The following is a 26,492-nucleotide window of genomic DNA, read 5'->3' on the forward strand; positions in this document are numbered from 1 at the left end:
GCTGGGGTACCGTCCGAAGAACAGTCTTTTCTCACAGCAGCATTTACCTACGGGCAGGAGGGACGGGGCGATTTCCGCCCCGTATGGATGGACGTGAAGCGATACTTCCGTGGGCCGGTCATGTGGATCGTGCTGGCCGTCCTCGCCGTGGTCGTGTTGATGCAGGTCGTCGGCTCGTCCGGCGGCTACAAGACGGTGGACACCGGCGAGGTCGTCCAGGCGATCGACAAGAACCAGGTCGACCAGGTCAAGCTGACCACCGGCGACGAACAGATCATCAAGGTTGATCTGAAGGACGGCCAGAAGGTCAAGGGCAGCGACAAGATCCAGGCGAGTTACATCGGCACCCAGGGTGCCGACCTGGCCGAGAAGCTGCAGACGAAGTACGAGGCCGGCGACATCGAGAAGGGTTACACCGTCTCGCCGTCGAAGCAGAGCCCGTTCCTCTCGGTGCTGCTCTCGCTGCTGCCCTTCGTCCTGATCGTCGTGGTCTTCCTCTTCCTGATGAATCAGATGCAGGGCGGCGGCTCCCGAGTCATGAACTTCGGGAAGTCCAAGGCCAAGCTCATCACCAAGGACACCCCGAAGACGACCTTCGCCGATGTGGCGGGGGCCGACGAGGCGGTCGAGGAGCTCTACGAGATCAAGGAGTTCCTGCAGGAGCCTGCCAAGTTCCAGGCGGTCGGCGCCAAGATCCCGAAGGGTGTGCTGCTGTACGGCCCGCCCGGTACGGGCAAGACGCTGCTCGCACGTGCCGTCGCGGGCGAGGCGGGCGTCCCGTTCTACTCGATCTCCGGCTCCGACTTCGTCGAGATGTTCGTCGGTGTCGGTGCCTCCCGAGTCCGCGACCTCTTCGAGCAGGCCAAGGCGAACGCCCCGGCGATCGTCTTCGTCGACGAGATCGACGCCGTCGGCCGGCACCGCGGTGCGGGTCTCGGCGGCGGCCACGACGAGCGCGAGCAGACGCTCAACCAGCTGCTCGTCGAGATGGACGGCTTCGACGTGAAGGGCGGCGTCATCCTGATCGCCGCCACGAACCGGCCGGACATCCTCGACCCGGCGCTGCTGCGCCCGGGCCGTTTCGACCGGCAGATCGCCGTCGACCGTCCGGACATGCAGGGCCGTCTGGAGATCCTCAAGGTCCACCAGAAGGGCAAGCCGGTCGCCCCGGACGTCGACCTGGGCGCGGTTGCCCGGCGTACGCCCGGCTTCACCGGCGCGGACCTGTCGAACGTGCTGAACGAAGCGGCGCTCCTGACGGCGCGCAGCGACAAGAAGCTGGTCGACAACCACGCCCTCGACGAGGCGATCGACCGCGTCGTGGCGGGCCCGCAGAAGCGGACCCGGATCATGTCGGAGAAGGAAAAGAAGATCACCGCGTACCACGAGGGCGGACACGCCCTGGTCGCGGCGGCCTCGCCGAACTCCGACCCGGTCCACAAGATCACGATCCTGTCCCGCGGACGGGCGCTCGGCTACACCATGGTCCTGCCGGACGAAGACAGGTACTCCACCACGCGCAACGAAATGCTCGACCAGCTGGCTTACATGCTGGGCGGGCGCGCGGCGGAGGAGCTCGTCTTCCACGACCCGACCACCGGTGCGGCCAACGACATCGAGAAGGCCACGACCACGGCCCGCTCGATGGTCACGCAGTACGGCATGACCGAGCGTCTCGGTGCGATCAAGTTCGGCGCCGACAACACCGAGCCGTTCGTGGGCCGTGAGATGGGTCACCAGCGCGACTACTCGGAAGAGGTCGCGGCGCTGGTCGACGAAGAGGTCAAGAAGCTCATCGAGACCGCGCACAACGAGGCGTGGGAGATCCTCGTCGAGAACCGCGACGTTCTCGACAACCTGGTCCTCCAGCTCCTCGAGAAGGAGACCCTCGGCAAGGAGCAGATCGCCGAGATCTTCGCGCCGATCGTGAAGCGCCCGGCCCGCCCGGCGTGGACCGGTTCCTCGCGGCGTACGCCGTCGACGCGGCCGCCGGTTCTCTCGCCGAAGGAGCTGGCACTGACCAACGGCGCCGTAGGCGCCAACGGCTCCGCCCCGACGGACGCCGCCCCGGCCATCGAGGCGGTCCCGGAGGAGCGTCCGGAAGGCTGATCCCGTCCGGCGCTGTGGTCACGCAGGGCCCGGAATGAATGCCGCGCCCCCCAGGTTTTAGCCTGGGGGGCGCGGCATTTCGTATGCCCGCACGCCAGAGCAAGAGGAACGAGGCACAGATGACCGACCCGGTGACGCTGGACGGCGAGGGCACGATCGGCGAGTTCGACGAGAAGCGGGCCGAGAACGCAGTGCGAGAGCTCCTCATCGCGGTCGGGGAGGACCCGGACCGCGAGGGCCTGCGGGAGACGCCGGGGCGGGTTGCCCGGGCGTACAAGGAGATATTCGCGGGGCTGTGGCAGGAGCCGGAAGAGGTCCTGACGACGACGTTCGACCTCGGGCACGACGAGATGGTCCTGGTGAAGGACATCGAAGTGTTTTCAACCTGTGAACATCATCTGGTCCCGTTCAGGGGTGTGGCGCATGTCGGCTACATCCCGTCGACCGACGGCAAGATCACTGGACTGTCGAAGCTGGCCCGCCTCGTCGATGTATTCGCCCGCCGGCCGCAGGTGCAGGAGCGGCTCACCACCCAGATCGCCGACTCGTTGATGGAGATACTGGAGCCGCGCGGAGTGATCGTCGTCATCGAGTGCGAGCACATGTGCATGTCGATGCGCGGCATCCGTAAGCCGGGCGCCAAGACGATCACTTCCGCAGTGCGCGGCCAGCTGCGCGACGTCGCGACGCGCAATGAGGCGATGAGCCTGATCATGGCTCGCTAGCCGGATTGCCGGTGGGCCCGGCGCCCGCCAGGGGCAGCGCACAAGACCCGGTGGCCCTTTCTGAGGCCTACGACGCGCTGAGCCGGCCGCTCAGCCACTCCAAGGCCGGCGGGATCTCACGCCGCCAGGTGTTGAAGTTGTGCCCGCCGCTGTCGAGCATGATCGACGAGACGCGCGCGGGAGCTTTCACCTTGTCGATGAACTGCAGGGTGTGCTTGAGGTTGCCCTCGCCGCCCTTGGAGCTGGTCACCAGGAACGACGACTTGCCCTGCGGGAGATGGTCCAGGCTCCACAGCAGATTGGACCGGTTCTTCCTCTCCTTGTCGCCGTGGAAGAGGTCGCCGGTCGTCGGGTCGTCGGCCGCCTTGTAGTACGCGGACAGGCCTGCGGACGCCCCGAACTGCTCGGGGTGGTGCAACGCGATCTTCAGGGCGCAGTAGCCGCCGGTGGAGTTCCCGATGAAGCCCCAGTTCCGCGGCTTGGTCCCCACGCGATACGTCTGCGAGATCGCCTTCGGCAGATCCTTGGCGAAGAACGTCTCGGTCTGCGGCCCGCCCGGTACGTCCACACACTCGGTGTCCCGCGGCGGCGCGACCGTCGGCCGCATCATCACAAGGATCATCGGCTGCATCTTGCCGTCCCTGGCCTGCATGAAGGCCGTCCTCGGGTACTTCAGCCCCTTGAGCAGGTTCTCGGCGGTCCCGGGGTATCCGGTCAGCACAACGGTTGCCGGAAAGGTGCTTTTCGCGTATTTCGGCTGAAAGTACTCCGGGGGCAGATAGACATAGGCAGGGCTGTCAATCCTGGATTTCTCGCCCGCTACGACGATCTTCTGTATCTGACCGCCCGTCGCGGGCCGCGTGCTGCCCGGTACATCCAGCTTCTTCCTCTCGACGACCTTGATCCGCTTTCCGCCGGCCGAGTGGTCGACGACCACGCCCATGTCCTGTTCCTGGCCGAAGAGGTCGGACCAGGAGCCGTAGAAGAGGAACGAGTTGTTCGCGGCGAGTCCGACCGCGGCGAAGAGCGCGAACTGGGTGGCGATCAGCAGGCCGATCCTGCCGGTCACGGCACGCCAGCTGCCCCGCGCGAACCGCGGCCAGAGCCAGATCGTGGCGGCAAACAGCAGCACGGCCACGAGGATGGCCAAGGCCAGAACTTTGTTACTGGTCAGACCCATGAGTCGCGTGAGCTTTCTTCCTTGAGAATTTCCTGTGAATGAGTGAACCCACCCCCCGAAAGTCCCGTCCTAGAGAGCGCAAATCGTCCGGAGCCCGCTGAACAGCGGAGCACGGACACAGGATCTCTCGCGGAGTCACGGGAAGCGATGTCTGCAACGGTAGATGGGGACAAATCAGGATTGGTTCCGGATCGGGTACGTCGCGTTCTGCGCGGCCCCCGACCGGAAGTAGTTCCTTCTCTGGTCGGCACGGCCTGCACACTCGTCGGCCTGATCGACATTGCCGCGGGGGTCTTCCCCCGGTTCCGGCACAGCCGTATGCACTCCCTCGCCGAGGTGCTGCCGGGGGCCACCGGGCCCTTCGCTGCGGCACTCTCACTGAGCGTCGGTGTGCTGCTCCTGCTGCTCGCCCACGGGCTCAAGCGGCACAAGCGCCGTGCCTGGCGGGCCGCGGTGATCCTGCTGCCCGTCGGGGCCGTGGGGCAGTTCGTCTACCGCCACTCGGTGATCGGCGCGCTGGTCTCGCTGGTGCTGCTGACGCTGCTGCTGCGCCACCGGAGTGAATTCGCCGCGCTGCCCGACCCGCGCAGCCGCTGGAAGGCGCTCGCCAACTTCATCCTCATGGGCGCCGGCTCCCTGGGCCTCGGCCTGGTCATCGTCAGCGTGCACCCCCACAACGAGGTCGGCAGCCCCAGCCTGACGGACCGTCTGGAGCATGTCCTGTACGGGCTCTTCGGCTTCGAAGGTCCCGTCGACTACGCCGACGGGGTGTCCTGGACGGTCGGCTACTCCCTCGGCGCGCTCGGTCTGCTGACCGCCGTCACCACCATCTATCTCGCCTTCCGCCCGGAGCACCCGGCGGCGCGTCTCACCGAGGACGACGAGCGCCGGCTGCGGGACCTGCTGACGCGGCACGGCGGGCGGGACTCGCTGGGGCACTTCGCGCTCCGCCGCGACAAGGCCGTTGTCTTCTCGCCGAGCGGCAAGGCCGCGGTCACCTACCGCGTCGTCTCCGGTGTGATGCTCGCCAGCGGCGACCCGATCGGCGACGTCGAGGCCTGGCCGGGCGCGATCGAGCGCTTCATGGACGAGGCGAAGGCGCACTCGTGGACCCCGGCGGTGATGGGCTGCTCGGAGACCGGCGGTGAGGTCTGGACCCGGGAGACCGGCCTGGACGCGCTGGAGCTCGGGGACGAGGCGGTGGTGGATGTCGCGGATTTCTCGCTCACCGGGCGCGCGATGCGCAACGTACGCCAGATGGTGAAGCGCATCGAACGCAATGGGTACACCACGCGCGTACGGCGCGCCCGTGACCTGCCCGACGAGGAGCTCGAGGCGATCCGCCGGGCCGCGGCGGACTGGCGGGGCACCGACACGGAGCGGGGCTTCTCGATGGCGCTGGGCCGCATAGGCGACCCGGCAGACGGCGACGCGGTGATCGCGACGGCGCACAAGGAGGACCCCGATTCTCCGTACGGCGACCTGAAGGCGATCATCCACTTCGTCCCGTGGGGGCCGGACGGGATGTCCCTGGAACTGATGCGCCGCGACCGCTCGGCCGACCCGGGCATGAACGAGCTCCTGATCGTCGCCGCGCTGCAGGCCTCGCCGGACCTGAAGATCGAGCGGGTCTCGCTGAACTTCGCGATGTTCCGCTCGGCACTCGCCCGCGGCGAGAAGATCGGCGCGGGGCCGGTGCTGCGGATGTGGCGCGGGCTGCTGGTCTTCCTCTCGCGCTGGTTCCAGATCGAGTCGCTGTACAAGTTCAACGCGAAGTTCCAGCCCCGCTGGGAGCCCCGCTTCGTGGTCTTCCGCAACACCCGCGACCTGCCGCGGATAGGTTTCGCGGCGATGCAGGCGGAGGGCTTCGTGAACGTGGCGCTCCCTCGCCTCTTCCCCCGCCGGCGCCCCCCGCGCCAGCCCCGCCCGTGTGCCCACATGACGGTCCACCAGGCGGAACACGAGGTCCGCGCGGCGTGACGCCGTGACGGCCGGCCCCGCCGCCCCGCCCGCCGATGCGGGGCGGCGGGGACCCGGCGTGACTTCCGCCCCGCCCCGCGGGCCTAGGCTGGGCCTATGAGTACGTTGCGCGGACGAGGCACGGCCACCGGCCTGCCGGAGTGGGATCGCTGTGCGGTCATGGGGGTCGTCAATGTGACGCCCGATTCCTTCTCCGACGGCGGCCGCTGGTTCGACACCACCGCCGCGGTCAAGCGCGGCCTCGATCTCGTCGCCGAGGGCGCCGACCTCGTCGACGTCGGCGGCGAGTCCACCAGGCCCGGCGCCAGCCGCGTCGACGAGGACGAGGAGCTGCGCCGCGTCATCCCCGTCGTGCGCGGCCTCTCCGCCGAAGGCGTCACCGTCTCCGTCGACACCATGCGCGCCTCCGTCGCCGAACAGGCCGTTGCCGCCGGCGCCCTGCTCGTCAACGACGTCAGCGGCGGCCTCGCCGACCCCCGTATGGTCCCCGCCGTCGCGGCCACCGGCGTCCCCTTCGTCGTCATGCACTGGCGCGGCTTCAGCCAGGACATGAACTCCCGCGCCGTCTACACCGACGTCGTCACCGAAGTCGTCACCGAACTGCGCGCCCGCATGGACGCCGTCGTCGAAGGTGGCATCGCCCCCGAGCGCATCGTCATCGACCCCGGCCTCGGCTTCGCCAAGCAGGCCGAGCACGACCTCGCCCTCGTCGCCCACCTCGGCGAGCTGCGCGCGCTCGGCCGCCCCCTCCTCGTCGCGGCATCCCGCAAGCGTTTCCTCGGCCACGTACTGGCGAAGGAGGGTGCCCCGCCACCGGCGCGCGAGCGGGACGCCGCCACCGCCGCCGTGTCCGCCATCGCGGCCCACGAGGGCGCGTGGGCCGTACGCGTCCACGAGGTGCGCGCCACGGCCGACGCCGTCCGCGTCGCCCGCGCCGTCGAGGGCGCCCGGTGAGCCGTACCGACGTAGAGCTGGTCGAAGCGGCGAACACCACGTTCTACGAGACGATGGAGCGCGGTGACTTCGAGGAGCTCTCCAGTCTCTGGCTGGACGAGGGCATCTCGTGCATCCACCCCGGCTGGCCGGTCCTCAGCGGCCGCGGCGAAGTGCTCCGCTCGTACGCCCTGATCATGGCGAACACCGAGTACATCCAGTTCTTCCTCACCGACGTGAAGGTCAGCCTCTCCGGTGACACCGCGCTCGTGACGTGTACGGAGAACATCCTCAGCGGCGGCCCCGCCGAGGAGAGCGGCGAGCTCGGGCCCCTCGTCGGCCAGCTCGTCGTCGCCACCAACGTGTTTCGTCGCACATCGGACGGTTGGAAGATCTGGTCACATCACGGATCACCCGTTCTGGCGGAAAGCGACGACGAAGAGGACGACGAGACCCCCTCATAAGTGGGTAGGCGTGGCTTCGGGGATTGGAAATCCGCGCTCCGGGTAGGGGCGGCTACCACGCCTCGCGGGGTCCCCGTCCACAGCCCCCGTTGGCGGGCGATGTCCGTGCTCGCAGGTAGATTCGATTGTGGACACCGTGCCGCCCGCACGCGGCACTGTGCCCGCAAGACCAACGACAGCAGGAGTGATTCGCGTGGATCGTGTCGCGCTGCGCGGCCTCAAGGCTCGCGGGCACCATGGCGTCTTCCCACGGGAGCGCGAGGAGGGCCAGACCTTCATCGTGGACCTGGTGCTCGGCATCGACACCCGCCCCGCGGCGGCGAGCGACGACCTGGCGAAGACCGTGCACTACGGAATTGTGGCGGAGGAGGTCGTGGCGGTCGTCGAGGGCGAGCCCGTCGACCTGATCGAGACGCTGGCGGAGCGGATCGCGCAGCAGTGCCTCAAGCACGACGGCGTCGAAGAGGTCGAGGTGGTCGTGCACAAGCCGGACGCGCCGATCACGGTGCCCTTCGACGATGTGACCATCACGATCACCCGGAGCCGAGTATGACTGTGTTTTCTTCGAACGGGACGCAGAGCGACCCGACCGTGCAGCCGGTGCCCGCCTCCGTGGTGGAACAGGTCGACGCGGCCGATGTCACCCTGTCCAATCCGAAACGGGCGGTGATCTCGCTCGGCTCCAACCTGGGCAACCGCCTGGAGACCCTCCAGGGCGCGATCGACGCGCTCGAGGACACCCCGGGCCTGCGGGTCAAGGCTGTCTCTCCGGTGTACGAGACGGAGCCGTGGGGCGTCGAGCCCGGCAGCCAGCCCTCGTACTTCAACGCGGTGGTCGTGATCAAGACCACGCTTCCCCCGTCCTCCCTGCTGGAGCGCGGCCAGGCCATCGAGGAGGCCTTCGACCGGGTCCGCGAGGAGCGCTGGGGTCCGCGCACGATCGACGTCGACATCGTGGCGTACGCCGATGTGGTCTCCGACGACCCGTCGCTCACGCTGCCCCACCCGCGCGCCCACCAGCGCGCGTTCGTGCTCGCGCCGTGGCACGACGTGGAGCCGGAGGCGCTGCTGCCGGGCCTGGGGCCGGTCGCCCAGTTGCTGGCCGACGTCGCCCAGGACGGTGTGCTTGCACGGGCCGACCTGGAACTCCGTCTCCCCGAGTAGTCGTTAGGCTCTTCGGACACGCAGGACAGGTGAAGGGCGGCGCTCTCGGTGAAGCAACTACGGCTCGGTGTACTGGCCGGTCTCTTCGCCGCGGCGGGCGTGCTGTCGTGGGGCGGCGCCCGCCTCTGGGAGGCGTTCGGCACCCTGCCGAGCGTGCCGCTGGCCGCGCCGATCGTGCTGGCGGTGATCGCGGTCATCCTCACCGCGACGGCGCTCTCGATCCGCGCCCGCCTTCGGGCCCAGCGTGAACGCCGCCCGGGCGCGAAGGGCGTCGAGCCTCTGATGGCGGCGCGAGCAGTGGTCTTCGGCCAGGCGAGCGCGCTGGTGGCGGCGCTGGTCTCGGGCATGTACGGCGGTACGGGCGTGTACCTGCTCGGCTCCCTGGACATCCCCGCGCGCCGGGACCAGGCGATCTACGCGGGCTTCTCGGTGGTGGCGGGCATCGGCGTGATCGCGGCGGCGTTCTTCCTGGAGCGGGTCTGCAAACTCCCCGAGGACGAGGACAACGGGACGGGCACCGCCTCGACGACTCCCTGAGGTAACTGCCTCAGCGCTTCGTCACGGCAGAGACCGATTCGACCGATTCAACCGATTCGATGGACTCCAGGGCGACTTCCGTACGAGGGATGTCCTGCGCGTCCGCGTCGATCGAGCGGCGCAGCGCCTCGTGCAGCCGCGCCGGGGTGAGGACGCCGAGGAAGCGCCCGGTCTCCTCCTCGTCGATGACGGCGATCCAGCCCGCGTCGTGCTGGAGCATCGTGGCGAAGGCCTGCTTGAGCGATGCGCCGACGGGCAGCCAGGCCTCCATCCGGCGGGCGTGTTCGCGTACGGAGCCGCTCTGCTGCGCCTGCGCTTCGGAGATCCAGCCGTGCAGCTCACCCGATGCGTCCAGAACGACGGCCCAGCGTGAGCCGAGCTTGCGCGGCAGCTTGTCGTCGAGGCGGACGACGGGCGGCTGGTCGAGATCGCTTTCCTCGATGCGGGTGACCGACAGCCGCTTGAGGCCGCGGTCCGCGCCGACGAAGTCCGCGACGTACTCGGTGGCGGGGGTGCCGAGCACCGCGGCCGGTGCGTCGAACTGCTCGATCCGCCCCTGTCCGTAGACGGCGATACGGTCACCGAGGCGGACGGCCTCCTCGATGTCGTGGGTGACGAAGAGCACGGTCTTGCGGACCTGGGACTGGAGCCTGAGGAACTCGTTCTGCAGATGCTCGCGCACCACCGGGTCGACCGCGCCGAACGGCTCGTCCATCAGCAGCACGGGCGGGTCGGCCGCCAGCGCCCGGGCCACGCCGACGCGCTGGCGCTGGCCGCCGGAGAGCTGCTCGGGGTAGCGGTCGCCGTAGACCGACGGGTCCAGGCCGACCAGGTCGAGGAGTTCGGCGGCGCGCTCACGGCCCTTGCCGCGCTTCCAGCCGAGCAGGTGCGGGACGGTCGCGACATTCTCCAGGACCGTTTTGTGGGGGAAAAGGCCGACCTGCTGGATCACATAGCCGATTCGGCGGCGCAGTTGGACCGGGTCGATGGCGGATATGTCGTCCCCGTCGAGCAATATCCGGCCGCTGCTGGGCTCGATGAGGCGATTGACCATCTTCATGGTGGTGGTCTTGCCGCAGCCGGACGGTCCGACGAGCGTGACCAGCTCGCCCTCGGCGACCTCGAACGACAGGTCGTCGACCGCCGTCGTTCCGTCCGGGTACCGCTTGGTGACGTGCTCGAATCGGATCATGGTTCCCCATTGTGACGGGTGTTGTGTGAAAGCCATGTTGCTGCAATGTGGCGGCCCTCGGCGATTGTCAGTGCTCAGGGATATGGTCGCCAGACATACGTTCGGCACGGCTGGGGAGGTGGGGATGCATGAGTTCGCAGGTGGCTGCGCAGAGCTGTCTGGCGGCCAATGACTGGATCTGCGGGGAGTATCTCCGCACCCGCAGCCAGGAGTTGACCGACGCCACGATCCAGCATGTCTGGATCACCGTGGTGTCCGTCCTGATCGGCCTCGCCGTGGCCTTTCCGCTGGCGCTGCTCGCCCGTGCGAAACCGCGGTTTGCCGGCCCGGTCCTGGGACTGACGACTCTGCTCTACACCATTCCGTCACTGGCGATGTTCTCGCTGCTGCTGCCCGTCTTCGGGCTTTCTGCCGCGCTCGTGGTGACCGGCCTGGTGCTGTATTCGCTCACGATTCTTGTGCGGAACATCATGGCCGGGCTCGACGCGGTGCCCGACGAGGCGCGCGAGGCCGCACGCGGGATGGGGTACGGCTCGGGGCGGCTGCTCTGGGAGGTCGAACTGCCTCTCGCGCTGCCCGCGTTGATGGCGGGCCTGCGCATAGCGACCGTCTCGACGGTCGCTCTGACGACGGTCGGCGCGCTGGTCGGCAAGGGCGGTCTGGGCAATCTCATCGACGACGGAGTGCAGACCACCTTCAAGGCGCAGGTGCTGACCGCGTCCGTGCTCTGTGTGCTGCTCGCGGCCGTCGCCGACCTGTTGCTGCTCGGCCTCCAGCGGCTGCTCACCCCCTGGACCCGAATACGCACGGCGAAGCCGGCGGCAGCGCGGGCGCCGAAGGTGAAGGTGGCGGTCTGATGGGTGTGCTCGCCGACGCATGGACCTGGCTCACCACCGGCTCCAACTGGTCCGGGGAGAGCGGTGCCTGGCACCGGCTGGGCGAGCATGTGTACGTCAGCGGGGTGTCCCTGGCGCTGGCCTGCGCGATCGCCCTGCCGATCGCACTGTGGCTGGGGCATCTCGGCAAGGGGGGCGCGCTCGCGGTCAATATCTCCAACGCCGGCCGGGCGATCCCGGTTTTCGCCGTCCTCGCCCTCTTCATGCTCACGCCGCTGCGCAGCGCCGGTTATCTGCCGACGATCATCGCCCTGGTGCTGTTCGCCGTGCCGCCGCTGCTGACCAACGCGTACGTGGGGATGCGGGAGGTGGACCGGGCGGTGGTCGAGGCCGCGCGGGGGATGGGGATGTCGGGAGGCCAGCTCTTCTTCCGGGTCGAACTGCCCCTCGCCTATCCGCTGCTCATGACCGGGCTGAGGTCGGCCGCCGTCCAGGTGGTGGCCACGGCCACGATCGCCTCGATGGTGGGCCAGGGCGGCCTGGGCCGGATCATCACCGCGGGATTCAACACGTACAACACCCCGCAGGTCGTGGCCGGGGCGCTGCTTGCGGCGCTGCTCGCGCTGCTGGTGGAAGGGGTGCTGGTGGCGGCCGACCGGCTGCTGAACCCCCTCCGTAGGACCGTGTCGTCCGGGTGACGACGATCAACCCTTTGCTGTGGACGGAGAGAACCTGATGAGCAAGACCTCGCGCATCGCGGGTGCGGTACTCGGTGTGGTGGCCCTGACGGGTTCTCTCGCCGCATGCGGCGGCGACAGCCTGGAGAAGGAGAAGGGCGGCTCGGCCTCGGGCGGCGGCTCGGACAAGAAGGGCACGCTCGTCGTCGGCGCCGCGTCTTTCACCGAGTCCAAGGTGCTCGCCGAGCTCTATGCACAGCTCCTGGGCGATGCCGGATACAAAACCTCGATCACCACGGTGAAGAACCGTGAGCTGTACGAACCGTCCCTGGAGAAGGGCGAGATAGACGTCGTACCGGAATACGCCGCGACGATCGCCGAATTCCTCAACGCGAAGGTGAACGGCCCGAAGGCGCCCGACGAGAAGCCGGTGGCGTCCGGCGATGTCACCGCCACCGTCTCGGCTCTCACCAAGCTCGCCGAGCCGCGGGGACTGAAGGTGCTGCCGGCCGGTGCGGCCGTCGACCAGAACGCCTTCGCGGTGAGCAAGGAATTCGCCGGGAAGAACAAGCTCAAGACCCTTTCCGACCTTGGGAAGTCGAAGCTCAAGGTGAAGATCGCGGCGGGCGACGAGTGCGAGGTGCGGCCCTTCTGCGCGCCGGGTCTGAAGAAGACGTACGGCATTGATGTCGCGGGCATCGACCCCAAGGGCGTGGGCACTCCGCAGTCCAAGCAGGCGGTCAAGGACGGCGCCGACCAGCTGGTGCTGACCACGACCACCGACGCGGTACTGGACGGACTGGTCTTCCTCGAGGACGACAAGAAGCTCCAGAACGCCGACAACGTCCTGCCGGTGGTCAATGCCAAGGACGCGGGCTCCAAGGAGATAGCCGACGTACTCGACAAGCTCACCAAGGTGCTGACCACCGAGGATCTTGCCGAGTTGAACCGCAAGGTGGACGCCGAGCGCGCGAAGCCCGAGGACGCGGCGAAGGCATATCTGGAGTCGAAGGGCCTGCTCAAGAAGTAGCAGCGGTGCGGCCCGGCGTTCTTGAACGAGAGATTTGCCGGGCCGACACCCCATTCGGCGTCTACGCACGGTAAATTTCAGGCCATGCCACGTGGACGCCACCGCCATTCCCCGCCCCTTCACAGGCTGCTGCCGCCCTCGGCGGTCGCCGGAGCGTCGGTTCTCTGTGCCGCCGGCGCGTGGTTTCTATCGGAGCCAGTCATGCTCCGTTCGCTGGTCACCGCGGCGACGGCCGCGGCTGTGACCGGCGCGGTCCTGATGCGCAGTTGGGACCGTTACGCAGGCCGACGCGTCGCGGAACTCACCCGCGCCCGCGCGAGCGACGCGTGGAAGACCGAGGAGCGCATAGCCGAACTCGAAACCGACATCGACGAATCGCGCGAGCTGCGCGCCAAGCTCGATGCGAAACTCCGGGCAAAGCGGGTCGAACTGGCCGCCCTGCGCGGCGAGCACGCGGCTCTGCTGCGGCGGTACGCGACCGCCGAGACCGAGCGGGCCGGCGTCCTCGAGGACCGCCGCCAGCTCGCGCTGGAAGCGGCATCCCCGGTCAAGGCGCTGCCCCCGGCGGGGACCACGCCCACCCCGGCGACGTATCTGCGCGCCAACAAGGCGCTGGACGAACTGTCGCGCAACGCCGCCGCGCAGGAGGCGAAGCGAACCGTCGAAGAGGCCCGTGCCCGAGATCTGGCCGAGCGCCGTGAGGCGGACGAGCCGCAGGGGAAGCACGCGGCGGTCGACGGAGCAGAGCAGCACACCCGCCCGTCGTCCGCCGTTCCCGCCCGTCGTCCTGTCCCTGCCGCGACCGCAATCGTTCCGTACGGCCCGCAGCGGCGCCCCGCCAGGCGTCCCGAGGGCGGCTTCGACTTCTTCGGCACGGCCGAGGGAGCGGGCGCGCAGAAGGCCATCGAGGCGGTGCAGAACGAGGATCTCGCCGATGTGGTGGGCGAGGAGGCGCTGGCCGATGAGCAGTCCCCGGACTCCCGTGCTGTCGGCAAGGTCATCGACCTGACCGCGCACGACGAGACGGAACAGCTCGACGTGGTCGAGTTGCGCAACGCGGTGAGCTAGCCCGGCGGTCGTCCTTGGAGCGCTCGTACTCGCAGCGTTCTACTTGTCGATGTCTCCGACGACGAAGAACAGCGACCCCAGGATCGCCACCATGTCGGCGACCAGCGTCCCCGGCAGCAGCACGGTGAGCGCCTGAATGTTGTTGTACGACGCCGAGCGCAGCTTCAGCCGGTAGGGCGTCTTCTCGCCCTTGGAGACCAGGTAGTAGCCGTTGATGCCGAGGGGGTTCTCGGTCCAGGCGTATGTGTGGCCCTCGGGGGCCTTCAGCACCTTCGGCAGCCGCTGGTTGATCGGGCCGGCCGGCAGGTCCGCGATCCGGTCCAGGCAGGCGTCCGCCAGCTCCAGCGCGTTGTGCGTCTGGTCGAGCAGCACCTCGAAGCGGGCCAGGCAGTCGCCCTCCGAGCGCGTGACGACCTTGAGGGTGTCCTGCAGCTCCCCGTACGCCAGATAGGGCTCGTCGCGCCGCAGATCGAAGTCGACGCCGGACGCACGGGCGATGGGGCCGCTCACACCGAAGGCGTGCACCGCCTCTGCCGGGAGCACGCCGACGCCGCGCGTGCGGCCGCGGAAGATCTCGTTGCCGAGGACCAGGCGGTCGTAGATGTCCATCCGCGAGCGGAGCTCGGCAACCGCATGCCGCGCCCGGCCGAGCCAGCCCGCCGGGAGGTCCTCCTTGAGGCCGCCGACGCGGTTGAACATGTAGTGCATCCGGCCGCCGGAGACTTCCTCCATGACGTGCTGGAGGTCCTCGCGTTCACGGAAGGCGTGGAAGATCGGGGTGATTCCGCCCAGTTCGAGGGGGTACGAGCCGAGGAACATCAGGTGGTTCAGCACCCGGTTGAGTTCGGCGAGGAGCGTACGGGTCCAGACCGCGCGCTCCGGGACCTCCATGCCGAGCATCCGCTCGACGGCCATGACGACGCCGAGCTCGTTGGAGAAGGCCGAGAGCCAGTCGTGGCGGTTGGCCAGCATCACGATCTGTCGGTAGTCGCGCGCCTCGAAGAGCTTCTCGGCACCGCGGTGCATATAGCCGATGACAGGCTCGGCGTGCCGGATGCGTTCGCCGTCGAGGACGAGGCGCAGGCGGAGGACGCCGTGGGTGGAGGGGTGCTGGGGGCCGATGTTGAGCACCATGTCGGTGCTCTCCGCCGCGCCGCCGATGCCGACCGTGGTCTCCGTCATGCGGCCAGTATCCCCCGTGCGGTAAGCACCCGGGGAGCCGCCCCGGACCCGGGTCCTCACACGCCGGACGGGCCGGATCTGCCCGCGGGAATGCGCTGCACCAGCCAGCCGAAGTCGCCGAGTCCGCCGCGGGCCGTCAGTTCCGCCGCCTCGCTCGCCGAGGCCAGGGCGCGGACGTATCCCGTCGGGTCCGAGGACGCCAGCGACAGCGGTGGGCGTTCGCCCGTGATGCCCAGGCTTCGCAAGGCATCCCGCTGGGTGCGCAGTTCCGCGCCCGCAAGCGCGCAGGCGTCCAGCGCCACATGCGCCGTGATGTCGCAGCTGCCGTCCGGGACCGGGTGCACCTCACGGCCCGCTCGGAAACCGGTCAGCGTGCCGAACGGCGGCCGGGCACCGGCCGTGTGCGCATAGTCGACCGCCACCGCGAGGCCCGCCCGCAGGGTGCCCACCGCCGCGGCCCATGCCTCGTCGCGAGGGCGGCCGATCTCCGCCCGTGTGCCCGGCTCCGTCACGGGCCACCAGCGCGCCAGCCATTCTGCGTCCGCGCCCGTGACGGGGTTGCCGAGGCGCTCGGTGCCGTCCGGGCGTACGAGGACGTGGCGCGGGACCCCGTCGGGGTCGGCCTCGGCGATGTCCACCGGGACGTTGTCCAGCCACTCGTTCGCGAAGAGGAGTCCGCTCACCCCGGCCGGCGGCTCGGCGCACCACTCGATGCGCGGGTCCAGGCCGGCGGGCCGGGAGGCTTTTTCGACGCCGTACGCCTGGACGGGGAAGCCGGGCGGAAGGGCAGCCAGTACGCCGGTGAGGAGTTCGCCGCGGCCCGCGCCCACGTCGACGAGTGCCACCTCGTCGAGTCCCAGGGAGGTCAGTTCGGGGGACGTCAGCAGCCGGGCCACAGCCGAGGCGAAGAGGGGCGAGGCGTGCACGGACGTACGGAAGTGGCCGGCAGGGCCCTCGGGCCGCAGATAGAAGCCGCCGGGCCCGTAGAGGGCGGCCTGTGCCGCTTCCCGCCAGCCTCGCCAGTTACACGTCTCACCCGTCACGTCATCCGTCACGGGCACAAGTCTCCACCTTGCGGAGTACGCCTCCGCCGCCCGGATCGCTCCTCCGGTTGACCCCTGCACCTATCTGCTTTCCCTACTCTGGGTTACGTGCAGCGCCTCTATGACTTCATCCGCAGACACCCGACGGGCGTCGACACCTTCTGGGCTGTCGTGCTCTTCGGGTTCGCCATGCTGTGGGTGATCCAAGTGCCGGTCGGGATCGAGACCCGTTGGGCGGCGGGTTTCATCGTTCTCCTGCTGAGCGTGGTGGTGGCGCTGCGCCGCCGTATGCCGGAGAAGATGCTGGTCCTCGGCGCGCTGCTGGGCGTCGCCCAGCTCGCGCTGGACGTCGGGGTCAATCCGGCCGACTTCGCGATGCTGGTGATCATCTACACCGTCGCCGCCCATGACGGGCCGCGCTGGACATCCCGCCTCGCGCTCGCAGGAGGGCTGTCCGCGGCCACCCTGGCGCAGCTGCGCTGGCCGGAGGAGAGCACCGGCATCGGCGGCAGGATCTTCGTCACGATCGTCATGAGCGTGCCGTTCGCCCTCGCGTGGGTGCTCGGCGACTCGATACGCACCCGGCGGGCGTACTTCGCCCAGCTCGAGGAGCGTGCCACCCGGCTCGAGAAGGAGCGCGAGGCGCAGGCGAAGGTCGCCGTCGCGGCGGAGCGGGCGCGCATCGCCCGCGAGCTGCACGACGTCGTCGCGCACAACGTCTCGGTGATGGTGGTGCAGGCCGACGGCGCCGCGTACGTCCTCGATGCCGCGCCCGACCAGGCCAAGCAGGCGCTGGAGACCATCTCGACCACCGGCCGTCAGGCGCTCGCGGAGATGCGCAGGCTGCTCGGCGTCCTGCGCACCGGCGACGCACCGGAGAGCGGGGAGTACGTCCCGCAGCCCGATGTGCAGCAGATCGAGGATCTGGTCGAGCAAGTGCGCCGGGCGGGCCTGACCGTCGACTTCAAGATCGAGGGAACGCCGCGGCCGCTGCCGAGCGGCGTCGAGCTCACCGCGTACCGCATCGTCCAGGAGGCGCTGACCAACACCCGCAAGCACGGCGGCCCCGAAGCCGGCGCCAGTGTGCGGCTGGTCTACTTCGACGACGGCCTCGGGCTGCTGGTCGAGGACGACGGCCGCGGCTCCGCGCACGAGCTGTACGAGGACGGCGGCGCGGACGGCCGGGGCCACGGCATGATCGGCATGCGCGAGCGCGTCGGTATGGTCGGCGGCACGCTGGACGCCGGGCCGCGGCCCGGCGGCGGCTTCCGGATCAGCGCACTGCTTCCCCTCAAGCCCACCCACTAGAGCACCAGACCCCGCCCACTGGACCACCAGACCCCGCCCACTAGAGACCGAGGACCCAACTGACATGTCCATCCGCGTGATGCTCGTCGACGATCAGGTGTTGCTGCGCACCGGATTCCGCATGGTGCTCGCCGCCCAGCCGGACATGGACGTCGTCGCGGAGGCGGGCGACGGGGCCGAGGCGATCGAGAACCTCCGCTCAACGGCCGTGGACGTGGTGCTGATGGACGTCCGCATGCCGAGGCTGGACGGGGTCGAGGCGACGCGCCGGATCTGCGCCGAGCCGAACGCGCCGAAGGTGCTGATCCTGACCACCTTCGACCTGGACGAGTACGCCTTCTCCGGGCTGAAGGCGGGCGCCAGCGGCTTCATGCTCAAGGATGTGCCGCCCGCCGAACTGCTCGGCGCCATCCGCTCGGTGCACAGCGGCGACGCGGTGGTCGCGCCGTCCACGACGCGCCGCCTCCTCGACCGCTTCTCGCCGATGCTGCCGAGCAGCGTCAACGAGCCGCAGCACAAGGAGATCGAGCGGCTCACCGAGCGCGAGCGCGAGGTGATGATGCTGGTCGCACAGGGCCTGTCGAACGGCGAGATCGCGGGGCGTCTGGTGCTCTCCGAAGCCACGGTCAAGACCCATGTGGGCCGCATCCTCACCAAGTTGGGCCTGCGGGACCGGGTGCAGGTGGTGGTGCTGGCGTACGAGACCGGGCTGGTGCGGGCGGGCGGCGGACAGGCATCCTGACGCGATGCTGCTGTGGATCAGCGGCCCGTTCGGGGGCGGCAGGACCCAGACCTGCGCGCCCCCACGGCAACTACGGTGTCAGCTCTAGGTCCTGTCCGGCCGATCTTGCCGGGCTCGCGTGCCCTGGCACGGCACCTCGCTGCGTTGTCGTCAGTCGCCGACGCTCCGCGTCGGCTCCTGCCTCCGCCTTGCGATGCTCCCCCGTAGCCCTTCGGGCACGGGAGGTGCCCCCATCGCCAGACCCCGCTCCCTCATCCGGCCTGATCGACCGGACAGGACCTAGTCGATGACGACCGGGCCGTCATTCTTCTCCGTCTTCTCCGTCTTCTCCGTGCCCTTCTCGGCTGAAGCCAGGCGTCCCGGGAGGCCGAGCCGGCCATTGCCCTTCTCCGGGTGGTTGTCGGAACCGCTCAGGTTCTGCCTGACCGAGTCCAGGATCGTCAGCCCCTGGCCGACCAGGCCCGCCGCGATCTCGCCGAGGCCGTCGGCGCCGTTGAGCACATTGACATTGGCTCCGGCGAGGCCGCCCGCGGCCTCCTTCACGATCTGAGGCAGCTGGTCGATCAGCATCCGGTCCAGCGCCACCCGATCGTACGAGGCGGCGGCCGCGGCCTGGATCTTCATGCGCTCCGCCTCGGCCACGGCCAGCACCCTGATCCGTTCGGCCTCGGCCTCGGCCGGCTTGACGATCTCGGCCACCAGTTGCTGCTGGCGGAGCTGGGCCGCGCGCTGAGCCAGCTCGGTCTGCGCGTCGAGCACCTCCTGCTGCGCGTGCGCCTGTGCCAGCGGACCGGCCTGCGCCGCCCGGGCCTGTGCGCGGTCCACCTCCGCCGAGTACTCCGCCTTCACGACCGCGGTCTGCCGGGCGTATTCGGCCTGGTTCCGCGCGGCCACCTGCTCCGCCTCGACCGACGCCTGGGTGGCCTGGGCCTGGGCGATCTGGGCCTGCCGCTGGATGGCCGCCTTGTGCGGGGCCGACATCGCGTCGATGTAGCCGACGTCGCCGTCGTCGATCGACTGGATCTGCAGCGAGTCCACGATCAGGCCGATCTTCGCCATCTCGGCCTTCGAGGTGTCCAGGACCTCGGCCGCGAGCTTCTGCCGCTCGGTGACGATCTCCTCGACCGTCATCGAGCCGATGATGGAGCGCAGATGGCCCGCGAAGATCCGGCCGGTCAGCACCGACATCTGGTCCTGGTCGGAGAGGAATCGCTGGCCTGCGTTGACGATGCTCTCGGTGTCGTTGCCGACCTTGAAAGCGATCACGGCGCGGACGTGAAGTGCGATGCCCTGCCTGGTGACACAGGTCTCGGTGACCTCCGCCTCGCACATCGACAGTGTGAGGAAGCGGGTCTTGCGGAAGATCGGGAGCACGAACTTGCCGTGGCCGGTCACCACACGGAACGGCGCACCCCCAAGCCCACGCCTGCCTCCCGAGATCAACATCGCCTCGTCGGGGGCGGGAACCCGATAACCGAACATCCTTCGTCTCCTTAACCAGCGCCGACGGCGCCGCCGCCGAGCGCATCCAACGGATCGGCCCACTCAATGACGTCCACCTGGCGATTGCCACGGGATCCGATCACGAGCACGGTCGCGCCCCTCGGCAGGGGCTCTTCGGACCAGGCGAGGAACGTCTCGGATCCGCCTCTGACCCGCACCAGGATCTCGCCGGGACCGGCCGATCCACGGGTGCCGATGAGTAGCTCTCCGGGGCAGCCGATCACGGCCTCGTCCTGTGCCACTGGCGGCCGCCTCCCATCGTTCTGTTCCCCTTTCAGACCTTAGTCCTGCTGGGATCGGCGGCCTATCCTCGGGGGCCCTTTGTTGATCCAACAAGGCGCGCCCAGTCGCTGTTGAGGACGAGTGCGAGCAGGCCGGGGAAGCGCGCGTCGAACTCCGTACGCCGCAGTCGTGCCGGTGCCTAACGCAGCACCGTCTCCAGGAAGTCGCTCCCCAGCCGGGCGACGGCGCTGACGTCCAGCTGGTGCAGTACGTACCGGCCGCGCCGGCGCGTGGAGATCAGCCCGGCCTTCTTCAGCACGGCGAGATGCCGGGAGACCTCGGGCGCGGTGATCCCGTACACGTCGGCCAGCTCGCTCGTCGTGTACGGAGCGCGGGCGAGGTTGCGGCACATGCGCATGCGCATGGGGTGGGCCAGCGCCTCCATCCGGAGCTTGAGCAACTCGACGGGGGCCGGTCCCGGCAGGGTGGGCGAGCCGACCGGATAGTGGATCACCGGCCGCCAGCCGGGCGCGTGCAGCACCATCAGGTGCGGCCAGCCGAAGCTGGACGGGACGAGGGAGAGCCCGGCCCCGATGCCGGGGTCGAGGGCGGTCGTGCGCCCGTCCGCGAGTTTGTCGGCGCTGATACGGGTGCGGTCCTCGTCCACCGCGAGCGCGGCCGAGACGGCGTGCAGCGCCTCGGCGAGGCCCTTGTGGCGCAGCAGCTCGGTCTTGTGTCGGGCGTCGGCGGCGAGCTGGGTGCCGACGCGGCGCCAGGTGTCGGCGAAGAAGGCCTGGTCGCAGTCCTCGAAGAGGCGGCGCACCCAGGCCCGTACGGACGCGGGGTCGTCCAGCAGTCGCCGGGTGAAGTCGAGCTGCTTGGGGCCTCGAGTGGCGGCGAGTTCGAGGGCTCGCTCGCGGCGGACGGGGTCGGTGAGGGGGGAGGGCCCTCCGGTTCCGTACGTACTGGTGCAGGTGAACTCCAGGGCGGCGGCGACGAAGCGTTCGTCGTCGAGCCGGTCGAGCATGTCCAGCTCTTCGGCGAGCGTGGCGCCGGTCCTGGCGTCGTGCAGCCCGGCGAACGGCATGAAGATGTCCGAGAAGGTGGAGGTCCACAGGAACCCGGCCTCGTGCAGCCGGTCGGCGAGATCGGGCTTGAGCCCGGCGGCGGTGGCCGTCGCCCAGCCGTGCAGCCCGGGATGGTGCGCGGGCTCGGCAAGCGCGTGCAGCGCAACGCCGAGCTCGGCGAGTGGGGAAATCTCGAAGACGATGCGTTCTGGGGCCAGCCCCGCGATGTCGATACTCACGCTCACCCCTCCATGGTGCGGGGTGCGGGGAGTGGTGCTCGACTCGTTTGACGGTGCTCGTCAATCGGCGCGACGGGCGGTGCGGTGCGGGCGCAGCGTGAGGGCATGAACGCCATGCATCAGTACATGCTCGACAATTACCGCGCGGCGCAGCGGGGCGACCAGGCCCCGCCGCAGCCGGGCCTGCACGACGTGCAGGTGCTTCGGGAGTTCCGCGACTACCGCCGCTTCCAGGCAGTCGTCTCGGGCCACCGCGCCCACGGCCGCGCCTGGGCGGCACTGGCCCGCCGGCTCCGCCGGGGCCCTCGGAGCCGGGCGAACTGCGGCTGATCCGGAGCGGGACCGGGGTTCTTCGCACCGGTCCGGCCGGAGTCACCCCAGCCGGCGGGCGAACTCCTCCACCGCCTCTCGCACGTCCTCCCCCGTCCACTCCAGCCCCTCCGGCCCCACCGTCATCTCCGTGACCGCGATCCCGGGCGGGCACCCCTCCGTGAACCAGCGACGGAACAGCGTTACGCCCGTCTCCTCCGCCTGCGCCAGCGAAGCCGCGTTCAGCGCGTCCACGTCGTACGCCAGCCAGACCTGGAACTGGTGGGTGTGCGGCTCCCCCGGGTGGACGCGGAACCACGGCACCCCCGACGCCGCCAGGCCCTCGCGCAGGGCCGTCGCGACGAGCTTCGCGTGCGCGACGTACGACGGCAGGCGCGGCAGCTCGCGCTCCAGGCCCAGCAGCGCCGACAGCGCCGCCGGGTACTGCTGGAAGAGCATCCCGCCGTACCGGTGGCGCCAGGCGCGGGCCTCCTCGATCAGGTCCGCCGGGCCCGCCAGGGCCGCGCCGGAGAGCGCGTCGAGGGACTTGTAGAAGGACACGTACACGCTGTCCGCGAGCGACGCGATCTCCTCCAGCGGGCGGCCGAAGTGCGTGACGCACTCCCACAGGCGCGCCCCGTCGAAGTGGACGACCGCGTCGCGCGACCGCGCCGCCTCGACCACCGCCACCAGTTCGTCCCACTCGGGCAGCACGAACCCCGCGTCCCGCAGCGGCAGTTCGAGCATCAGCGCCCCGAAGGGCTCCTCGAAGTCCCGTACATCGTCCTCCGTCGGCAGCCGCGGTTCACTCGTCGGGTGGACCGTGCGCAGCCCGCTCACCGCCCCGAACGCGCCCCGCTCGTGGACTTCCGGATGCGCCATGGGATGTAGCGCGACCGTCGTATTCCCGGTACGTCCCGCCCAGCACCGCAGTGCCACCTGCTGCGCCATCGTCCCGGTCGGGAAGTACACCGCGGCGGGGAAGCCGAGCAGTTCGGCCACCCGCTGCTCCAGTTCGGCGACGACCCCGTTGCCGTAGACGTCGGTCCATTCGTCCAGGTCGTAGACGGATCTCGCGTCCGCCGCCAGTGCCGTCAGCCGTTCCCCGATACGGCGGTCCGCGGACGCCCGCCACAGCACCCGGTCGCAGGCCCGCCATGCCGCGAGCCTGCGCCGTCGCTCGTCCTGCTCGCTCTTTTCAGCCATGCACCGAATCATCGCCCACGGCCCGCTTCCCGTGGATCGCCCACAGCCTGTGGACAACCGCAAGGGGTGGAGATGCGCTGGCGTAGCATGACGAGAAATCGTCCGGTACCCCCCGCGGACTGGAACGGAAGGCCCCGCCGCGTGAATGCCACAGCACCACAGGAACCGCTCGACCCGCGGGACCGTCCCGCCCGCCTGAGCGTCGGCGTTGTCGGAGCGGGCCGCGTCGGCCCGGCTCTCGCGGCGGCATTGCAGCTCGCGGGGCACCGCCCGGTCGCCGTCTCCGGAGTCTCCGACGCGTCCGTGCGACGGGCCGCCGCACTGCTCCCCGACGTCCCCCTGGTGACACCCGCCGAAGTACTCTCCCGCGCCGAGCTCGTGCTGCTGACCGTCCCGGACGACGCGCTGCCCGCGCTCGTCGACGGCCTGGTCGAGACAGGTGCGGTGCGCCCGGGGCAGCTGCTGGTGCACACATCGGGGCGTTACGGCGCGAAGGTGCTCGACCCCGCCATGCGAGCCGGTGCGCTGCCGCTCGCGCTGCACCCCGCGATGACGTTCACGGGCACGACCGTGGACGTCCAGCGTCTTGCCGGCTGCTCGTTCGGCGTGACCGCCCCCGAGGAGCTGCGGCTGGCCGCCGAGGCGCTCGTCATCGAGATGGGCGGCGAGCCCGAGTGGATCGAGGAGGAGGACCGGCCGCTCTACCACGCGGCCCTCGCCCTCGGCGCGAACCACCTGGTGACGCTGGTCGCCCAGTCGATGGAGCTGCTGCGCAAGGCCGGGGTCGCCGCCCCCGACCGGATGCTCGGCCCGCTGCTCGGCGCCGCCCTCGACAACGCCCTGCGCTCCGGTGACGCGGCCCTGACCGGACCCGTCGCCCGCGGCGACGCAGGCACCGTCGCCGCCCATGTCGCGGAGCTGCGCAAGCACGCCCCCGGGACCGTCGCCGGCTATCTGGCGATGGCCCGCACCACCGCCGACCGCGCCCTGGCGCACGGGCTGCTCAAGCCGGAGCTCGCGGAGGACCTGCTGGGCGTTCTCGCGGAGGATGACCACCGATGAGCCATGGTTTCGAACTCGTTCCGACCGTGGACGAACTGAACTCCGCCCTCGGCCGGCACGCAGTCCCGGGCCGCACCGCCGTCGTGATGACGATGGGCGCGCTCCACGAGGGCCACGCCACCCTGATCCGTACGGCCCGCGAGCACGTCGGCGGCAAGGGCTTCGTCATCGTCACGGTCTTCGTCAATCCGCTGCAGTTCGGCGCGGGTGAGGACCTCGACCGGTACCCCCGTACCCTCGACACCGACCTCAAGACGGCCGAAGACGCGGGCGCGGACGTCGTGTTCGCCCCTTCTGCCGACGAGGTCTACCCGGGCGGCAGGCCGCAGGTCACGATCGCCGCGGGCCCGATGGGCGAACGGCTCGAAGGAGCAAGCCGCCCCGGCCACTTCGACGGCATGCTCACCGTCGTCGCCAAGCTCCTGAACCTCACTCGCCCCGATGCCGCCTTCTTCGGGCAGAAGGACGCGCAGCAGCTCGCCCTGATCCGCCGCATGGCCCGCGATCTGAACGTCCCGGTCGAGATCGTCGGCGTACCGACCGTGCGGGAGCCGGACGGCCTCGCCCTCTCCAGCCGCAACCGCTATCTCTCGGCCGACGAGCGCCGCACCGCACTCGCCCTGTCCGGCGCGCTGTTCGCGGCCCGCGACCGGCTCGCCGCCCAGCAGGCGCTGCGCGCGCGTGCCCAGTCGCAGCCCGCGTCGCAGTCCCGGGCCGCCGCGCTGTCCAAGCTGGGCGAGGCCCGCGCCGCGGCCGACGCGCACGCTGTGGCGCAGGCGGGACCGGGCGGCGCCGATGCCGTACGGGCCGCGGCCCGCGCCCTCCTGGACGAAGCAGCCCGCGCCACCCCGCCGCTTCACCTCGACTATCTGGCCCTCATCGACCCGGCCGACTTCACCGAGGTCCCCGACGACCACACCGGCGACGCGGTCATGGCCGTCGCCGCCCGCGTCGGCACCACGCGGCTGATCGACAACATCCCCCTGACCTTCGGAGCCCCCGCATGACCGGAATACGGCTGAACGCTCCCGCCCCCGGCTGGGCCATCGACGCGGACGTCGTCGTGGTCGGCTCCGGCGTCGCAGGCCTGACTGCGGCGCTGCGCTGCGCCGCATCCGGGCTGAGCACGGTCGTGGTCACCAAGGCCCGCCTGGACGACGGCTCCACGCGCTGGGCGCAGGGCGGCATCGCGGCGGCGCTCGGCGAGGGGGACACCCCCGAGCAGCATCTGGACGACACCCTCGTCGCGGGGGCGGGCCTGTGCGACGAGGAGGCGGTACGCACTTTGGTCACCGAGGGGCCGGGTGCCGTACGCCGCCTGATCGCCACCGGCGCGCACTTCGACACCTCGGACGCCGGAGAGATCGAGCTGACCCGCGAGGGCGGCCACCACCGCCGTCGTATCGCACACGCGGGAGGCGACGCCACGGGCGCCGAGATCTCCCGGGCGCTGGTGGAGGCCGTGCGTGACGCGGGCCTGCGGACGATCGAGAACGCTCTGGTCCTGGATCTGCTGACGGACGCCGAAGGCCGTACGGCCGGTATCACCCTGCACGTCATGGGCGAGGGCCAGCACGACGGCGTCGGCGCCGTCCACGCCCCCACGGTCGTCCTGGCCACCGGCGGCATGGGCCAGGTCTTCTCCGCCACCACCAACCCCGCGGTCTCCACCGGCGACGGCGTCGCGCTCGCGCTGCGCGCAGGCGCTGAGGTCAGCGACCTCGAATTCGTGCAGTTCCACCCGACGGTGCTCTTCCTCGGCACGGACTCCGAAGGCCAGCAGCCGCTGGTCTCCGAGGCGGTACGGGGAGAGGGCGCCCACCTCGTCGACGCGTCCGGGACCCGCTTCATGCTCGGACAGCACGAGCTGGCCGAACTCGCACCCCGCGACATCGTCGCCAAGGGCATCATGCGCCGGATGCAGGAGCAGGGCACGGCCCATATGTATCTCGACGCCCGCCACTTCGGCGCCGAGATGTGGGCCTCCCGCTTCCCCACGATCCTCGCCGCGTGCCGCGCCCACGGCATCGACCCGGTCACCGAGCCGATCCCGGTGGCCCCGGCCGCCCACTACGCCTCCGGCGGCGTCCGCACGGACCTGCACGGCCGCACCACGGTTCCGGGGCTGTACGCCTGCGGCGAGGTGGCCTGTACGGGCGTGCACGGCGCGAACCGGCTGGCGTCCAACTCCCTGCTGGAGGGCCTGGTCTTCGCCGAGCGCATCGCCGCCGACATCGCATCCCGGGCCCAGCTGCGGGCCGATGCGCCCGCCGAGTCCGCGACCCCGACCGTGCTGCCCCTCATCGCCCCCGAGGCGCGGGCCGACATCCAGCGGATCATGTCGCACGGCGCGGGAGTGCTCCGCTCGGCCGAAAGCCTCACCGCCGCGGCCGCCGCGCTCGAAGCCGTCCACCGCGACGCCGTGGAGGGCCGGAACGGCTCGGCCGCCAAGACGGCCGAGCCCGGCGTCGAATCGTGGGAGACGTCGAACCTCCTGTGCGTGGCCCGCGTGCTGACCACCGCGGCCCTGCGGCGCGAGGAGACCCGCGGCTGCCACTGGCGCGAGGACCGCCCCGAGCGCGACGACGACCAGTGGCGCCGCCACCTCGTCGTACGGCTCACCCCCGACCGCAGCCTTGTGGTCCGCCGCACCGAGAACACCGCATTCACCCCGACCGTCCCCGCCGTCCCCGTCGCCCCCAGGGAGCCGTAAC

General features: G+C 70.2%; 26 protein-coding genes. 18 read left to right on the forward strand and 8 right to left on the reverse strand.

What is annotated here, in order from left to right; translation table 11 throughout:
* The first annotated feature begins 87 nt into the window (after positions 1–87).
* Together ftsH and folE are read left to right on the forward strand one after the other, a co-directional pair.
* Complete coding sequence (ftsH, locus tag ABZS64_RS16165; RefSeq protein ID WP_355829076.1) at positions 88–2,109, forward strand: ATP-dependent zinc metalloprotease FtsH; 2,022 nt, start codon at positions 88–90, stop codon at positions 2,107–2,109.
* Positions 2,110–2,228: 119 nt separating this feature from the next.
* Positions 2,229–2,834, forward strand: coding sequence for a GTP cyclohydrolase I FolE (gene folE / locus ABZS64_RS16170; RefSeq protein ID WP_355829079.1), 606 nt, complete (start codon positions 2,229–2,231; stop codon positions 2,832–2,834).
* A gap of 67 nt (positions 2,835–2,901) precedes the next feature.
* Here folE and ABZS64_RS16175 read toward each other — a convergent pair whose 3' ends face one another.
* Positions 2,902–4,014, reverse strand: a complete 1,113-nt coding sequence (locus ABZS64_RS16175; RefSeq protein WP_355829082.1) for an alpha/beta hydrolase-fold protein — start codon at positions 4,012–4,014, stop codon at positions 2,902–2,904.
* A gap of 147 nt (positions 4,015–4,161) precedes the next feature.
* On the opposite strand from ABZS64_RS16175, the gene ABZS64_RS16180 reads away from it, so the two are divergent.
* The 6 genes from ABZS64_RS16180 to ABZS64_RS16205 all read left to right on the forward strand — a co-directional run bounded on the left by ABZS64_RS16180 (position 4,162) and on the right by ABZS64_RS16205 (position 9,092).
* The gene (locus ABZS64_RS16180) at positions 4,162–5,994 is read left to right on the forward strand and encodes a phosphatidylglycerol lysyltransferase domain-containing protein (protein WP_355829085.1); all 1,833 of its coding nucleotides are present in this window, start codon (positions 4,162–4,164) and stop codon (positions 5,992–5,994) included.
* A 96-nt stretch (positions 5,995–6,090) separates the two neighbouring features.
* Complete coding sequence (folP, locus tag ABZS64_RS16185) at positions 6,091–6,948, forward strand: dihydropteroate synthase (RefSeq protein ID WP_355829088.1); 858 nt, start codon at positions 6,091–6,093, stop codon at positions 6,946–6,948.
* Complete coding sequence (locus ABZS64_RS16190; RefSeq protein ID WP_355829091.1) at positions 6,945–7,391, forward strand: nuclear transport factor 2 family protein; 447 nt, start codon at positions 6,945–6,947, stop codon at positions 7,389–7,391. Before folP ends, ABZS64_RS16190 begins: the two co-directional genes overlap by 4 nt.
* A gap of 193 nt (positions 7,392–7,584) precedes the next feature.
* Positions 7,585–7,944, forward strand: coding sequence for a dihydroneopterin aldolase (gene folB / locus ABZS64_RS16195; protein ID WP_355829093.1), 360 nt, complete (start codon positions 7,585–7,587; stop codon positions 7,942–7,944).
* Positions 7,941–8,555: a 2-amino-4-hydroxy-6-hydroxymethyldihydropteridine diphosphokinase gene (gene folK, locus ABZS64_RS16200; protein ID WP_355829096.1), complete on the forward strand. Its 615-nt coding sequence runs from the start codon at positions 7,941–7,943 to the stop codon at positions 8,553–8,555. Before folB ends, folK begins: the two co-directional genes overlap by 4 nt.
* A 48-nt stretch (positions 8,556–8,603) precedes the next feature.
* Positions 8,604–9,092 carry a DUF3180 domain-containing protein gene (locus ABZS64_RS16205; protein ID WP_355829099.1) on the forward strand — a complete coding sequence of 163 codons (489 nt, stop codon included), beginning with the start codon at positions 8,604–8,606 and terminating at the stop codon, positions 9,090–9,092.
* Positions 9,093–9,102: 10 nt separating this feature from the next.
* Here ABZS64_RS16205 and ABZS64_RS16210 read toward each other — a convergent pair whose 3' ends face one another.
* Entirely contained in the window at positions 9,103–10,284 is a 1,182-nt protein-coding gene (locus tag ABZS64_RS16210; RefSeq protein WP_355829101.1) for a betaine/proline/choline family ABC transporter ATP-binding protein, read from the reverse strand.
* A 128-nt stretch (positions 10,285–10,412) separates the two neighbouring features.
* On the opposite strand from ABZS64_RS16210, the gene ABZS64_RS16215 reads away from it, so the two are divergent.
* From ABZS64_RS16215 to ABZS64_RS16230, 4 genes are all read left to right on the forward strand, one after another.
* A complete protein-coding gene (locus ABZS64_RS16215) occupies positions 10,413–11,141 on the forward strand; it encodes an ABC transporter permease (protein ID WP_355829104.1) in 729 nt (242 codons plus the stop codon).
* Complete coding sequence (locus ABZS64_RS16220) at positions 11,141–11,818, forward strand: ABC transporter permease (protein WP_355829107.1); 678 nt, start codon at positions 11,141–11,143, stop codon at positions 11,816–11,818. Before ABZS64_RS16215 ends, ABZS64_RS16220 begins: the two co-directional genes overlap by 1 nt.
* A 37-nt stretch (positions 11,819–11,855) precedes the next feature.
* Complete coding sequence (locus tag ABZS64_RS16225; protein ID WP_355829110.1) at positions 11,856–12,827, forward strand: ABC transporter substrate-binding protein; 972 nt, start codon at positions 11,856–11,858, stop codon at positions 12,825–12,827.
* An 84-nt stretch (positions 12,828–12,911) separates the two neighbouring features.
* The gene (locus ABZS64_RS16230; protein ID WP_355829113.1) at positions 12,912–13,895 is read left to right on the forward strand and encodes a hypothetical protein; all 984 of its coding nucleotides are present in this window, start codon (positions 12,912–12,914) and stop codon (positions 13,893–13,895) included.
* A gap of 39 nt (positions 13,896–13,934) precedes the next feature.
* On the opposite strand, the gene ABZS64_RS16235 is transcribed toward ABZS64_RS16230, so the two are convergent.
* Together ABZS64_RS16235 and ABZS64_RS16240 are read right to left on the reverse strand one after the other, a co-directional pair.
* A complete protein-coding gene (locus tag ABZS64_RS16235; RefSeq protein ID WP_355829115.1) occupies positions 13,935–15,077 on the reverse strand; it encodes an NADH-quinone oxidoreductase subunit D in 1,143 nt (380 codons plus the stop codon).
* Positions 15,078–15,133: 56 nt separating this feature from the next.
* Positions 15,134–16,132, reverse strand: coding sequence for an SAM-dependent methyltransferase (locus tag ABZS64_RS16240; protein ID WP_355829118.1), 999 nt, complete (start codon positions 16,130–16,132; stop codon positions 15,134–15,136).
* Between the two features lie 96 nt (positions 16,133–16,228).
* Between ABZS64_RS16240 and ABZS64_RS16245 the strand changes: the two genes are divergently transcribed.
* The gene (locus ABZS64_RS16245) at positions 16,229–17,428 is read left to right on the forward strand and encodes a sensor histidine kinase (RefSeq protein ID WP_355829120.1); all 1,200 of its coding nucleotides are present in this window, start codon (positions 16,229–16,231) and stop codon (positions 17,426–17,428) included.
* 64 nt (positions 17,429–17,492) lie between these two features.
* The gene (locus tag ABZS64_RS16250) at positions 17,493–18,170 is read left to right on the forward strand and encodes a response regulator transcription factor (RefSeq protein ID WP_355829123.1); all 678 of its coding nucleotides are present in this window, start codon (positions 17,493–17,495) and stop codon (positions 18,168–18,170) included.
* Positions 18,171–18,449: 279 nt separating this feature from the next.
* Here the strand turns inward: ABZS64_RS16250 and ABZS64_RS16255 are convergent, their stop codons facing one another.
* The 3 genes from ABZS64_RS16255 to ABZS64_RS16265 all read right to left on the reverse strand — a co-directional run bounded on the left by ABZS64_RS16255 (position 18,450) and on the right by ABZS64_RS16265 (position 21,201).
* A complete protein-coding gene (locus ABZS64_RS16255; protein WP_355829125.1) occupies positions 18,450–19,652 on the reverse strand; it encodes an SPFH domain-containing protein in 1,203 nt (400 codons plus the stop codon).
* An 11-nt stretch (positions 19,653–19,663) separates the two neighbouring features.
* Positions 19,664–19,915 carry a hypothetical protein gene (locus ABZS64_RS16260; RefSeq protein WP_355829128.1) on the reverse strand — a complete coding sequence of 84 codons (252 nt, stop codon included), beginning with the start codon at positions 19,913–19,915 and terminating at the stop codon, positions 19,664–19,666.
* A gap of 179 nt (positions 19,916–20,094) precedes the next feature.
* Positions 20,095–21,201, reverse strand: a complete 1,107-nt coding sequence (locus ABZS64_RS16265; protein WP_355829265.1) for a DUF5937 family protein — start codon at positions 21,199–21,201, stop codon at positions 20,095–20,097.
* Between the two features lie 105 nt (positions 21,202–21,306).
* Here ABZS64_RS16265 and ABZS64_RS16270 point away from each other — a divergent pair, with 105 nt between their 5' ends.
* Positions 21,307–21,531, forward strand: coding sequence for a hypothetical protein (locus tag ABZS64_RS16270; protein ID WP_355829131.1), 225 nt, complete (start codon positions 21,307–21,309; stop codon positions 21,529–21,531).
* 42 nt (positions 21,532–21,573) lie between these two features.
* Here ABZS64_RS16270 and ABZS64_RS16275 read toward each other — a convergent pair whose 3' ends face one another.
* Positions 21,574–22,716 carry a beta-eliminating lyase-related protein gene (locus ABZS64_RS16275; protein ID WP_355829133.1) on the reverse strand — a complete coding sequence of 381 codons (1,143 nt, stop codon included), beginning with the start codon at positions 22,714–22,716 and terminating at the stop codon, positions 21,574–21,576.
* 141 nt (positions 22,717–22,857) lie between these two features.
* Between ABZS64_RS16275 and ABZS64_RS16280 the strand changes: the two genes are divergently transcribed.
* The 3 genes from ABZS64_RS16280 to ABZS64_RS16290 are packed head-to-tail and all read left to right on the forward strand — an operon-like array spanning position 22,858 to position 26,491.
* Positions 22,858–23,778 carry a DUF2520 domain-containing protein gene (locus ABZS64_RS16280; protein ID WP_355829136.1) on the forward strand — a complete coding sequence of 307 codons (921 nt, stop codon included), beginning with the start codon at positions 22,858–22,860 and terminating at the stop codon, positions 23,776–23,778.
* The gene (panC, locus tag ABZS64_RS16285; protein WP_355829139.1) at positions 23,775–24,785 is read left to right on the forward strand and encodes a pantoate--beta-alanine ligase; all 1,011 of its coding nucleotides are present in this window, start codon (positions 23,775–23,777) and stop codon (positions 24,783–24,785) included. The genes ABZS64_RS16280 and panC overlap by 4 nt, the downstream gene beginning before the upstream one ends.
* A complete protein-coding gene (locus ABZS64_RS16290; protein WP_355829142.1) occupies positions 24,782–26,491 on the forward strand; it encodes an L-aspartate oxidase in 1,710 nt (569 codons plus the stop codon). Before panC ends, ABZS64_RS16290 begins: the two co-directional genes overlap by 4 nt.
* Position 26,492: the final 1 nt, after the last annotated feature.

The organism is Streptomyces sp. NPDC005408, from assembly GCF_040606445.1.
GTDB lineage: Bacteria > Actinomycetota > Actinomycetes > Streptomycetales > Streptomycetaceae > Streptomyces.